The sequence below is a fragment of the Amycolatopsis sp. PS_44_ISF1 genome (genome assembly GCF_032335455.1).
Lineage (GTDB): Bacteria > Actinomycetota > Actinomycetes > Mycobacteriales > Pseudonocardiaceae > Amycolatopsis.
This window is the reverse complement of record NZ_JANUXO010000008.1, coordinates 16,076-27,106: the sequence shown is the minus strand read 5'-3', so window position 1 is coordinate 27,106 and position 11,031 is coordinate 16,076. Positions and strand designations below refer to the sequence as shown.

The 11,031-nt window shown below is 71.2% G+C and carries 11 protein-coding genes and 1 pseudogene; 7 read left to right on the top strand and 5 right to left on the bottom strand.

Annotation, left to right across the window (positions count from 1 at the left end):
- From NYF13_RS35990 to NYF13_RS35970, 5 genes and pseudogenes are all read left to right on the top strand, one after another.
- A pseudogene (locus NYF13_RS35990) lies at nt 1-328 on the top strand (sugar ABC transporter ATP-binding protein); the annotation flags it as partial.
- A 7-nt stretch (nt 329-335) separates the two neighbouring features.
- The gene (locus tag NYF13_RS35985; RefSeq protein WP_315662582.1) at nt 336-1,184 is read left to right on the top strand and encodes a PfkB family carbohydrate kinase; all 849 of its coding nucleotides are present in this window, start codon (nt 336-338) and stop codon (nt 1,182-1,184) included.
- Nucleotides 1,181-1,816 (top strand): nucleoside/nucleotide kinase family protein, encoded by a 636-nt coding sequence (locus NYF13_RS35980; RefSeq protein ID WP_315654944.1) that lies wholly within the window; start codon nt 1,181-1,183, stop codon nt 1,814-1,816. Before NYF13_RS35985 ends, NYF13_RS35980 begins: the two co-directional genes overlap by 4 nt.
- Nucleotides 1,813-2,556 carry an SDR family oxidoreductase gene (locus tag NYF13_RS35975; RefSeq protein WP_315654946.1) on the top strand — a complete coding sequence of 248 codons (744 nt, stop codon included), beginning with the start codon at nt 1,813-1,815 and terminating at the stop codon, nt 2,554-2,556. Before NYF13_RS35980 ends, NYF13_RS35975 begins: the two co-directional genes overlap by 4 nt.
- A gap of 210 nt (nt 2,557-2,766) precedes the next feature.
- Complete coding sequence (locus NYF13_RS35970) at nt 2,767-3,180, top strand: VOC family protein (protein ID WP_315654948.1); 414 nt, start codon at nt 2,767-2,769, stop codon at nt 3,178-3,180.
- Here the strand turns inward: NYF13_RS35970 and NYF13_RS35965 are convergent.
- From NYF13_RS35965 to NYF13_RS35950, 4 genes are all read right to left on the bottom strand, one after another.
- Nucleotides 3,177-3,851: a DedA family protein gene (locus NYF13_RS35965; protein ID WP_315654949.1), complete on the bottom strand. Its 675-nt coding sequence runs from the start codon at nt 3,849-3,851 to the stop codon at nt 3,177-3,179. The two genes, NYF13_RS35970 and NYF13_RS35965, sit on opposite strands and share 4 nt — an antisense overlap.
- 218 nt (nt 3,852-4,069) lie before the next feature.
- Nucleotides 4,070-4,894: a YceI family protein gene (locus tag NYF13_RS35960; protein WP_315654952.1), complete on the bottom strand. Its 825-nt coding sequence runs from the start codon at nt 4,892-4,894 to the stop codon at nt 4,070-4,072.
- The gene (locus NYF13_RS35955) at nt 4,891-7,506 is read right to left on the bottom strand and encodes an MFS transporter (RefSeq protein ID WP_315654953.1); all 2,616 of its coding nucleotides are present in this window, start codon (nt 7,504-7,506) and stop codon (nt 4,891-4,893) included. The genes NYF13_RS35960 and NYF13_RS35955 overlap by 4 nt, the downstream gene beginning before the upstream one ends.
- Nucleotides 7,503-8,030 (bottom strand): MarR family transcriptional regulator, encoded by a 528-nt coding sequence (locus NYF13_RS35950; RefSeq protein WP_315654954.1) that lies wholly within the window; start codon nt 8,028-8,030, stop codon nt 7,503-7,505. The genes NYF13_RS35955 and NYF13_RS35950 overlap by 4 nt, the downstream gene beginning before the upstream one ends.
- Before the next feature lie 229 nt (nt 8,031-8,259).
- Here NYF13_RS35950 and NYF13_RS35945 point away from each other — a divergent pair, with 229 nt between their 5' ends.
- The gene (locus NYF13_RS35945) at nt 8,260-8,685 is read left to right on the top strand and encodes a PPOX class F420-dependent oxidoreductase (RefSeq protein WP_315654958.1); all 426 of its coding nucleotides are present in this window, start codon (nt 8,260-8,262) and stop codon (nt 8,683-8,685) included.
- A gap of 157 nt (nt 8,686-8,842) precedes the next feature.
- On the opposite strand, the gene NYF13_RS35940 is transcribed toward NYF13_RS35945, so the two are convergent.
- Nucleotides 8,843-9,373: a TetR/AcrR family transcriptional regulator gene (locus tag NYF13_RS35940; RefSeq protein ID WP_315654960.1), complete on the bottom strand. Its 531-nt coding sequence runs from the start codon at nt 9,371-9,373 to the stop codon at nt 8,843-8,845.
- A gap of 88 nt (nt 9,374-9,461) precedes the next feature.
- On the opposite strand from NYF13_RS35940, the gene NYF13_RS35935 reads away from it, so the two are divergent.
- Nucleotides 9,462-11,000, top strand: coding sequence for an MFS transporter (locus NYF13_RS35935; protein ID WP_315654962.1), 1,539 nt, complete (start codon nt 9,462-9,464; stop codon nt 10,998-11,000).
- Nucleotides 11,001-11,031 lie beyond the last annotated feature (31 nt).

The window sequence follows — 11,031 nt, the reverse complement described above, 5'->3', positions numbered from 1 at the left end:
GCGGGCCGCGGCGTTCGGCACCAAGGCCGTGATCATGGACGAGCCGACGGCCGCGCTGGGGGTCGCGGAGTCGGCCAAGGTGCTGGAGCTGATCGGGCGGATCCGCGACCGCGGACTCCCGGTGGTGCTGATCAGCCACAACATGCCGCACGTGTTCGACATCGCCGACCGCATCCACGTGCACCGGCTGGGCCGGCGGGTCGCGCTGGTCTCGCCGAAGACGCACTCGATGAACCAGGTCGTCGGCCTGCTCACCGGGGCGCTGCGGCTGGACGAGCGGGGCGAGGTGGTCGAGGTCGAGGCCGCGACGCACGCCGGGCTGACCTGAGGTGCGGGTGCTGCTGGCGGGCCTGTGCACCGTCGACCTCGTGCAGCGGGTCGCCGATTTCCCGGCGCCGGGCGAGAAGCTGCAGTCCCTCGCGGTGGACGTCGCGGCCGGTGGGCCCGCGACGAACGCCGCGGTGACCGTGGCCGCGCTCGGCGCCGAGGCGACGTTGACGACGGTCCTCGGTGCGCACCCGCTGGCCGCCCTCGCCCGCGCGGACCTCGCCACGTGCGGGGTCCGCGTCCTCGATCTCGCGCCCGGACGAGCGGAACCGCCGCCCGTGAGCGCGGTCGCCGTCCGCGACCGCGACGGGGAGCGGACGGTCGTCTCGCGCAACGCGGCCGAGCAGGCCGGGTTCCCCGTCCCTGAGCCCGACCTGGACGGCGTCGGGGCGGTGCTCCTCGACGGCCACCACCCGGCGTTGGCGCTGAAGGTCGCGCGCGCCGCGAAGGAGGGCGGCGTGCCGGTGGTCCTCGACGCGGGAAGCTGGAAACCGGTGCTGGACGAGCTGCTGCCGCTGGTCGACGTCGCCGCGTGCTCCGCGCCCTTCCGCGTGCCCGGACCGAGCCTGGCCGAGCGCGGGGTGCCCGTGGTGATCACCACGGCGGGCCCGGATCCGGTGCGCTGGCGCGCTGGGGAAGACTCGGGTGCGGTGGCCGTACCCGAGGTCGCCGCGCGGGACACACTGGGCGCCGGCGACGTCTGGCACGGCGCGCTCGCGCTCGCGGTGGCGGGCGGGGAGGACGACGTGGCCGGCTGGGTCCGGTACGCGAACGAGGTGGCCGCCGAGCGCGTCCGCCACGGGGGACCGCGGTCGTGGACGGCCGCGCTCGGTGAGTTGGGAAAGGGAGTGCGATGACGGCGTTCGAAGACCTCCTGGCACGGGCCGAAGGGCTGGCCAAGCCGCGGCAGCGCAGTGTGCTGGGCATCGTCGGCGCGCCCGCGTCCGGCAAGACCACGCTGGCCTGGGCGCTCGCGAACGCGCTGGGCTCGCGCGCGGCGGTGGTGGGCATGGACGGTTTCCACCTCGCGCAGGTGGAGCTGCGGCGGCTCGGCCGCACCGACCGCAAGGGTGCGCCGGACACCTTCGACGCCGCCGGGTACGTGCACTTGATCCGCCGGCTCGCGGACGGCAACGAGACCGTGTACGCGCCGGAGTTCCGCCGGGAGATCGAGGAGCCGATCGCGGGCGCGGTCCCGGTCGCGCCGGAGGTCCAGCTCGTCATCACCGAGGGCAACTACCTGCTGCTGCCGGACGACCCCTGGAGCGGTGTGCGCCCGCACCTCACCGAGGCGTGGTACCTGGCGCCGGACGAGCCGGAGCGGATCGAGCGGCTGGTTTCGCGCCACCGCCGTTACGGCCGGTCACTGGTCGAGGCGCAGCAGCGCGCGCACGGCTCCGACCAGCGCAACGCGGACCTGATCTCGAACACCCGGGACCGCGCCGACCTCGTGCTGGAGAACCTGCCCCTGGTGAACTTCGCGCTGTGAGCGTCCTGATCGTCACCGGCGGCAGCCGGGGGATCGGCGCGTCGGTGTGTGAGCTGGCCGCCGGGCGTGGTCACGACGTGGTGGTCAACTACTCCAGTGACGCCGAGGCGGCCGGGGAAGTGGCTGCCCGCGTGCGTTCGCTGGGGCGGCGGTCGATGGCCGTGCGCGCCGACGTGGCCGACGAGCCGGACGTGCGCCGGCTGTTCGACGCCGCCGCCGAGTTGGGACCGCTGGCCGGGGTGGTCAACAACGCCGCGATCACGGGCAACACCCCGGGACGGCTGGACGAGCAGTCCGCGGCCACCGTGCGGCGGGTGCTGGAGGTCAACGTCGGCGGGGTGTTCCTGTGCTGCCGCGAGGCGGTGCGGCGGCTGTCGACGAAGCACGGCGGCCCTGGCGGCGCCATCGTGAACATCTCCTCGACCGCGGCCCGCACCGGCTCGGCCGGGGAGTGGGTGCACTACGCGGCGTCGAAAGCGGCGGTGGACACGCTCACCTTCGGCCTGGCGCAGGAGGTCGCCGCGGAGGGCGTGCGGGTGAACGCCGTCGCGCCGGGGCTGGTCGCCACCGGGCTGCACGCGGCGGCGGGCGTGCCGGACCGGTTGCGTCGGCTGGCTCCCACCGTCCCCATGGGCCGCCCCGGCGAGCCGGGTGAGATCGCGGAAGCGGTGCTGTGGCTGCTCTCGCCGGCGGCTTCGTTCACCACGGGCGCGGTGCTGGAGGTCGGCGGCGGACGCTGACCCCCGTCCCGGATCGTGGGAGGCCCGGAGACGAGGAGATCACGATTCGTGGGGGAAGTCGGCGAATCCTCCCATCGTCGTGCGGCGGCTGTGTCACGCTGGCGGAGCCGGCGGTTCACGGGGTGGGTGACGCCCGGCGGCGGGTGGAACCGTCGGTGGAATCGCACCGAGGTGCGTTGTGGGGGGTCGGAAAGGACGGCCGGTCAAGTCATGCCCAAGCTCACGTCGGTGCACCATCTGGCGCTCACCGTGACCGATGTGGACCGCAGCGTCCCCTGGTACGCGCGCGTGCTCGACCTCGAGGAGACCCACCGCCGCGAGGATCCGGACACGGGTATCCACAAGGTGGTGCTGAGATCGGCGGGTGACGGGTTCTCCATCGTCCTGGTCCAGCACCCGGACACCGGCCGCCGCGGGTTCGACGAGCGCCGCACCGGCCTCGACCACGTCGCGTTCTCGGTCTCGTCCAAGGCCGAGCTGGGTGACTGGGAGGAGCGGCTGGACGAGTTCGGCGTGTCCTACACCCCGCCCACCGAGTCGCGCACGTTCGAGGGCTCGTCGGTGATCGTGTTCCGCGATCCGGACGGCATCCAGCTGGAGATCTGGTCGGAGCCGGAGCTCTAGGCGGGCGCGTTGGTGTCGTCGGTCTCGTCGACCGGACGGCGCATCTCCTGCCGGTAGCGGTACACGCCGTACCCGGTGCCGAGCACGAAGAACGCGACACTCGCCCACAGCGCGACGGTCTTGACCCACGGCAACGCGTCGAGCAGTCCGGCGCCGTAGTAGCCGAGCAGCACGAGCGTCGGTACCCAGAGCAGCCCGCCGGTGGCCGTGGCGAGCATGAACCGCCGCGGGTCCATCCGCGCCGCCCCGGCGATCAGCGGGGCCAGCGTCCGGATCCACGGGATCCACCGTGCGGCCACGATCGCGAAGAACCCCCTGCGGTCCAGGAACGCCTGGGCCCGGTCGAGGTTGTGCCGGTTCAGCACCTTCCCGCCCCGCCGCGCGATCAGCCGGGTGCCGGTGCCGCGCCCGATGTAGTAGCCCACCTGGTTCCCCAGCACCGCCACCACGAGCGCCGCTGCGGACAGCAGCCAGGCATTGGCGTCCGAACCGTGCTGCGCGAGCACCACCCCCGCCGCGAACAGCAACGAGTCGCCGGGCAGGAACAGCCCGACGATCAACGCGCACTCCGCGAACACGAAGCCCAGCACGATGACCCACACGAGCACCGGGCCGGCGGTGTCCAGCCAGCTCACGCCCACTCCCGCGGCCTCGACACTCACGACCTTCACGCTTCGAGCCTACGTGGCCGGCCCGCGGGGTGACGCCGAACCATCGGGTGCAGCCTCTCGGTCACTTCGGATGTTCCTGCTGTGAACGGGTCGTTCACGGCGATGGTGCATTCAGGGATCGCATCGGCTCCGTTCGCCCGCGACGCCAGCCGGTCCGACGAAGAAGCCGCCGGTGACAGTTCCTGTCACCGGCGGCCGTTTCGTCGGAAGGGGGCAGATCAGAACTGGGGCAGCGACTCCCCCTGCACCGCCTCGATGTCCAGCTCCACCTTCACCGTGGTCCCGATCGCGGCCACCCCGGCGCGCACCATCGCGCTGTAGTTGATGGCGAAATCGTTGCGGTGCAACTGCGTCTCCGCGTGGAAGGCCGCACGCACCCCACCCCACGGGTCGGGACCGTGACCGTTGTACCGCAGCGCCAGTTCGACCGGACGGCGTTCGCCGTGCAGGGTCAGGTGGCCCGCCAGCGTCCAGGTGTCGGTGCCCCGCTGGGAGAGCCCGGTGCTCTCGAACCCGATCACCGGGTGCACGTCGACGTCCAGGAACTCCGCCGAGCGCAGGTGGTCGTCGCGCATCTTGATGCCCGATTCGATGCTGCCGGCCTTGATCTCGGCGTGCACCTTCGACCGCTCGGCCGGGCGGGCGATGTCGATCCGCCCGCCCACGTCCGGGAACCGCACCTTGATGCTGGCGATGCCCATGTGCCGCGCGGTCGCGACCACCGACGAGTGAACCGGGTCGATGGTCCACGGGCCCGCCGGCGGGAGTTCCACGGCGTCGGCCACCGGTGCGAGGGAGATGTCGCCCAGCAGTCCGGCTCCGTCCGAGCCGACCTGCACCGTGCGCGCCATCGGGTTGTAGCCCGGTGCGGTGATCACGGCGGTGTAGACGCCCGGGGGCAGCGGCTCGGTGGCCACCGCCCCCTTCGCGTCCGTGACCTGCCGCGCCACCTGGCGGCCGTTGAGGTCGGTCACCGTCAGCACGGCGTTCTCGACCGGCCAGCCGCCGTTCGCGCGGAGCTGCGCGCGCAGGCCGCCGCTCACGGCCGCTCGACCAGCTCGTCGAAGGCCTGGTCGTAGCTCAGGCGGACGTCGTGCTCGGCCTCGCCGTCGCTGAGCGAAACCTGGCTGGTGGCGGGCGGGTACCCGCTGGCCACCACCGTGTAGGACCCGGTGGGCAGGTCGCTCACCACGTACCGGCCCTCACCGTCCGTGCGCGCCACGGCCGCGACGTTGCCGTTCGCGTCCAGCACCGTGATCCTCGCGTCCGGCACGATCCGCTCGCCCTCGGTGCGCGCGGTGCCCTGGAGCAGCACGGCCCCGGCCAGCTCGACGTCGTGGCGCAGCACGCCGCTGTCCGGCACGGTCAGCGTGACCGCGACGGGGCGGTAGTGCGGGCCGCTGGCGACCAGCGTGTACTGCCCGGCGCCGACCCCGTTGAAGGTGTAGACGCCGTCGTCGGCGGTGATGAACGCGCCGTTGACCTCGCCCCGCGAGTCGGTGAGCGTCACCGTCGCGTTGACCAGCGGGTTGCCCAGCCCGACCGACCGGACCACGCCGGTCAGCTCACCCGAGCCGGTCAGCGTCACGTCCAGCTTGGCCGGTCCGCCGCCGACCACCACGCTGGAGGCCTGCGGCTGGTGGCCGGGGGCCGCCACGATCAACACGTACGTGCCGGGGCCCTGCGTCGGCACGGAGTAGCTGCCGTCGCCGTTGCCCGTGGCCCGCGCCACCTGACGGCCCTGCTGGTCGATCAGGGTGAGCGCGGCGCCGCTGACGTGGCTGCCGTCCTGCCGCCGCACGTGGCCGGTCACCGGCAGTCCGCCGTGGCCGGTCGGGAGGCCGACGCCCGCGCCCGCCACCGAGTCGGTGATCGGCATGGGCAGGGAGCCGGAGATCGCTTCGGGGTCGCCGTGGCCGTTCCCGTTCAACGAGTGCCTTCCGCCCACCCCGGCCAGCGCCGGCTCGCGCGGGGCCTCTTCGAACAGGGAACCCGGCTTGGCCACCGGCTCGACGATCTCGGTGGGCGCGTCGTCCTCCGCTTCGAGCAGGGCTTCGCCGCCCTCGATGGTCGAGGCCGCGGACATGCCGGCCAGCGGGATCTCCTTGAGGAACAGCAGGACGATCGTGGCCAGCAGGGCCACCGCGCCGGCGACGTAGAACACCGTGGTGATCGAGTCGGTGAAGCCGACCAGGATCGGCGTTTTGAGGGCCGGCGGCAGCTTCTCGATGATGCTGGTGTTGCTCTGCAGGTCGGCCAGCTGCCCCCCGGAGCCGGCCGGCAGGCTGCCGCCGAACGCCTTGGTGATGTTGCCCGGCAGCACGTTGAACAGGATGGTCAGGAACACCGCGACACCCGCGGTGCCACCGATCTGGCGGAAGAACGTGGCCGAGGCGGTGGACGCGCCCATGTCGCTGCGCGGACCGGCGTTCTGCACCGCGATGACCAGCGTCTGCATGCACTGGCCGAGGCCGAGGCCGATGATCGCCGCGGCGACCAGCGGGTGCCACACCGCCGAGTCGTACTTGACCTGCGCGAAGAAGAACGCGCCGACCGCGATCAGCAGGGTGCCGATGACCGGGAACATCTTGTAGCGCCCGGTCTTGGAGGTGATCCGGCCGGACACGATCGAGCTGAGCATCAGCCCGGCCATCAGCGGCAGCATCAGCAGCCCCGACTCGGTCGGGGTGTAGCCCTGCACAACCTGCATGTACTGCGGGATCATGGTGATCGCGCCGAACATCGCGACACCGACGATGACGCCGCCGATGATCGCCACGGTGAACGTCGAGTTCTTGAACAGCCGCAGCGGGATCAGCGCGGCGTCCTTCATCATCCGCTCGATCAGGATGAACGCGACCACGCCCACCGCGCCGATGGCGTAGCAGAGGATCGCCTTCGTGTCGCCCCAGCCCCACTTCTGGCCCTGCTCGGCCACGATCAGGAACGGGACCACGGCGATGATCAGGCTCAGCGCGCCCCACCAGTCGATCTTGTGCTTCTGCGGGGTGTGCGGGACGTTCAGCACCTTGGCGACCACGAACAGCGCGAGGATGCCGATCGGCACGTTGATCAGGAAGACCCAGCGCCAGCCGTCCAAGCCCGCGAGCTTGTCGAAGCCGGCGAAGAAGCCGCCGAGCACCGGTCCGAGCACAGTGGACAGACCGAAGACCGCCAGGATGTAACCCTGGTACCGCGCGCGTTCCCGCGGCGGCACCACGTCACCGATGATCGTCATGGCCAGCGACATCAGACCGCCGGCGCCGAGGCCCTGCACCGCGCGGAACGCGGCCAGCTCGTACATCGAGGTCGAGAACGAAGAAGCCAGCGAGCCGGCCACGAAGATGGTGATCGCGGTCAGGTAGAACGGCTTGCGCCCGTAGATGTCGGACAGCTTGCCGTAGATCGGCGTGACGATGGTGGAGGTGATCAGGTACGCGGTGGTGGCCCAGGCCTGCAGCTCGAAGCCGTGCAGGTCGTTGGCGATCTTGACGATCGAGGTGCCCACGATCGTCTGGTCGAGCGAGGCGAGGAACATGCCGCACATCAGGCCGCTCAGGATCGTGATGATCTGGCGGTGGGTCAGCCCCAGGGCTCCCGGTGCCCCGGGCGCTCCCCCCTGGGTCCGGGGTTGTTTCTCGACAGTGGACGTCATAGCGGTGCGGCCCCCTTGGCCTGCGACACCTCGGGGGTGTCGGACAGAGTTGGAAAGTTGTTCTCGATACCGGTGTTCAGCCGCTCGAACAGGGTGTTCAGCGTTTCGCGGTCCTCCTGGCTCCAGTCGCCGAGCACGTCGGCCAGCCACTGGTTGCGCTGCTTGCGGTTCTCGTCGAACACCCGCAGGCCCTCGGCGGTGGGCGCGAGCAGGCAGGCCCGGCCGTCCTCGGGGTCGGCCTGGCGCTCCACCAGGCCGTGCTGCACGAGCGAGCTCGACTGCCGGCTGATCGTGGAGATCTCCGAGTGCAGGAATTCGGCGAGCTTGCTGGTGCGCTGCGGACCCTCGTGGATGAGGCAGAAGAGGATCGCGTACGCGGCCCGCTCGATCCCGTCCGGACCCTGCTTGGACACCTGGGACTTGGCCTTGGTGATCAGGCGCATGAACCGGACCAGCTCGTTGCTGAGCTGGTCGGCCAGTTCCAGTTCGGCCTTGGGCCTGGTGGTGGAGCCGTTCGGGGTCATGGCTGGGTCTTTCTCGCGGTGAAACGAACCGTTGTTTGGCGGCTGCAACTAGTTGCCTAGAGCAAGGGTGTTCTCAATTCATCGTTTGTGCAAGCGGGAACCGGCTGGTTGTGTCGGACAACACCTTAGTTGTTGCATGCAAGCAGATTTACTTGTGGTGGTTGGTCCGGTTCGTCCGGTGGCCGGTCACCGGCGGGAACAAGCCGGTGACCCACGGGTTGATACGGGTATGACCGACGACACAGCGCTGTACGACCTCATCGGCTCCCGGCGGAACGGGGTGCTGGCCACCTTGAAGCGTGACGGCCGCCCGCAGCTGTCCACCGTCACGCACCACTTTGACGCCGACGCGCGCACCCTGCTCGTCTCCATCACCGAGACGCGCGCGAAGACCAAGAACATGCGGCGCGATCCCCGGGTCAGCTACCACGTGGCCAGTGAAGACGGCTGGTCGTACGCAGTGGCGGAGGGCACTGCGGAACTCACGCCGGTCGCCGCCGCTGCGGACGACGCGACGGTGGAGGCCCTGATCGAGCTCTACCGCAAGATCGGCGGCGAGCACCCGGACTGGTCCGAGTACCGCGCCGCGATGGTCGCCGACCAGCGTCTGGTGCTGACGCTGCGCATCGAACGGGTCTACGGGGTCGCGCGGTGAGCGGCCGGGCCGGGTTGGCGGGTGTCTTCCGATCGCTCTCCGCCCGGCCTGCTCCCGGTCGATTCGGTGTCGCCCGCCTGCTTCCGCCCGGCCCGTCTGCCCTTGGCCTGCTTCGCGGGGCCGGCCTTTGCCCGGTACCTGGCCCCGCGGGCCCGTCTCACGGCTGTTCCAGCCGCCCGGCGATGTCGTCGATCTGGTCGAGCAGGCCGCCGCTGTTCTCCTCGCCGAGCGCAGCGCGCATGTAGAGGCCCTCGCCGACCAGCATCACCAGTTCGGCGGCCAGCCGGTCCTCGGCGTTCTCCAGCAGCAGTTCGCGGACGTCGTTCATGCAGCGCTGGGAGACCTCGGCCACGGTGGGGTCGTTGAGCACCAGCCGGAGGGTCGCCATCGTCGTGCGGTGCAGCGGCCGGTTGCGGGTCACGTCGGTGATCGCCGTGCGCAGGTAGTAGCGGACCACGCCCTCCGGGGCGGCGCGGGCCAGCTCGATGTCCTCGGCGTTGAGCCGGACCAGCCGTTCGAGCAAGCCGTCACGCAGGGCGTCCTTGGAACCGAAGTGGTACAGCAGGCCCCCTTTGGACACCCCGGCCCGCGCGGCCACCGCCTCGAGGGTGATCTCGAGCGGCCCCCGCTCGATCAGGATGACCTCGTACGAGTCGAGGACGCGCTCACGGGCGGACGGTTTCGGCACAGCTTGACTGTACCGTCCGGACGGTTTACCTTCTACACCAGGAGCAAAACTGTACCGTCCAGACGGTGCAAGAAAGGAAGAGTGCGCCATGGAGAGGCGCGGGCAGTGGTGGGCACTGGCGGTACTGGTGCTGCCGGTTTTGCTGATCAGCGTGGACGCAACGGTGCTGGGGTTCGCCCTGCCGTACCTGAGCGAGGACCTCGGCCCGAGTGGGGCCGAGCAGCTCTGGATCGTCGATGTCTATTCGTTCGTGCTGGCCGGGCTGCTGGTCTTCATGGGCACCCTGGGCGACCGCATCGGCCGGCGAAAGCTGCTGCTGGCGGGCGCGGTGGCGTTCGGCCTGGCTTCGGTGCTGGCGGCGTTCTCGACGACGCCGATGATGCTGATCCTGGCCCGCGCGCTGCTGGGCGTCGGCGGGGCGACCCTGATGCCGTCCACCCTGTCGCTGATCCGCAGCATCTTCACCGAGGACCGCCGTCGCCGCACCGCGGTGGGGGTGTGGAGCGCGGCGTTCTCCGGCGGCATGGCCGTGGGCCCGGTGGTCGGCGGCTGGCTGCTGGAGCACTTCTGGTGGGGCTCGGTCTTCCTGATCAACGTGCCGGTGATGCTGGTGCTGCTGGTCGCCGGTCCGCTGCTGCTGCCCGAGCACCGCGACCCGAAGCCGGGCCGGTTCGACCTGCTGTCCGCACTGCTCTCACTGGGCGCGATGCTGCCGGTGGTGTACGGGATCAAGGTCGCGGCCACCGAGGGCTTCACCTGGCTCGCGGCGCTGGCGATCGTGGTCGGCCTGGGGCTCGGGGCGGTGTTCGTCCGCCGTCAGCGTCGGCTCGAGCAGCCCATGCTGGACCTGGCGCTGTTCTCGAACCGGATGTTCACCGCCTCGGTGGTGACCAACCTGCTCGGGGTGTTCGCGCTGGTGGGGCTGTTGTTCCTGGTTCCGCAGTACCTGCAGCTGGTGCTGGGCCTGTCCCCGGTGACGGCGGCGCTGTGGATGCTGCCCGCCACCTTCGCGGGCATCGCCGGAGCGCTCCTCGCGGTCCGGCTGGCCCGCCACGTCCGCGTGCCGGTGCTGGTCGGCGTCGGCCTGCTGCTCGGCGCGGCCGGTTTCCTGATGCTCACGGCCATCGGCACCACAGCGGGCCTGGCCGCGGTGGTCATCGCCTTCGTGCTGGTCGGGGGCGGAGTGGCGTTGTCCGAGACCCTCACCAACGACCTGGTGATCTCCGCCGCCCCGGTCGACCGCGCCGGCGCGGCCTCCGCCATCTCGGAAACCGGCTACGAGCTGGGCGGCGCCCTGGGCACCGCCCTCCTCGGCAGCCTGGCCACGGCCGTCTACCAGTCCGGCCTGTCCGGCTCCCTGAGCGCAACCCCGCACGACCCCGCCCTGGATACCGCGATCACCACCGCCCACGACACCCTGGGCGGCGCCGTAGCCGCAGCGGGCTCCCTGCCCGCCCCGGCCGCCGAGGCCCTGGTGACGTCCGCCCGCGAGGCTTTCGTTTCCGGCCTGCACACCACCGCCTGGGCCGGCGCCGCAATCCTGATCTACACCGCGGCCCAGGCCTACTTCCTGCTCACCCGCGGCCGCCGCCGCACCGACCGCAAGGAGACACCACTACCCGCATAACCACCCACCTACCCCGGCGCCGCCCCACCAC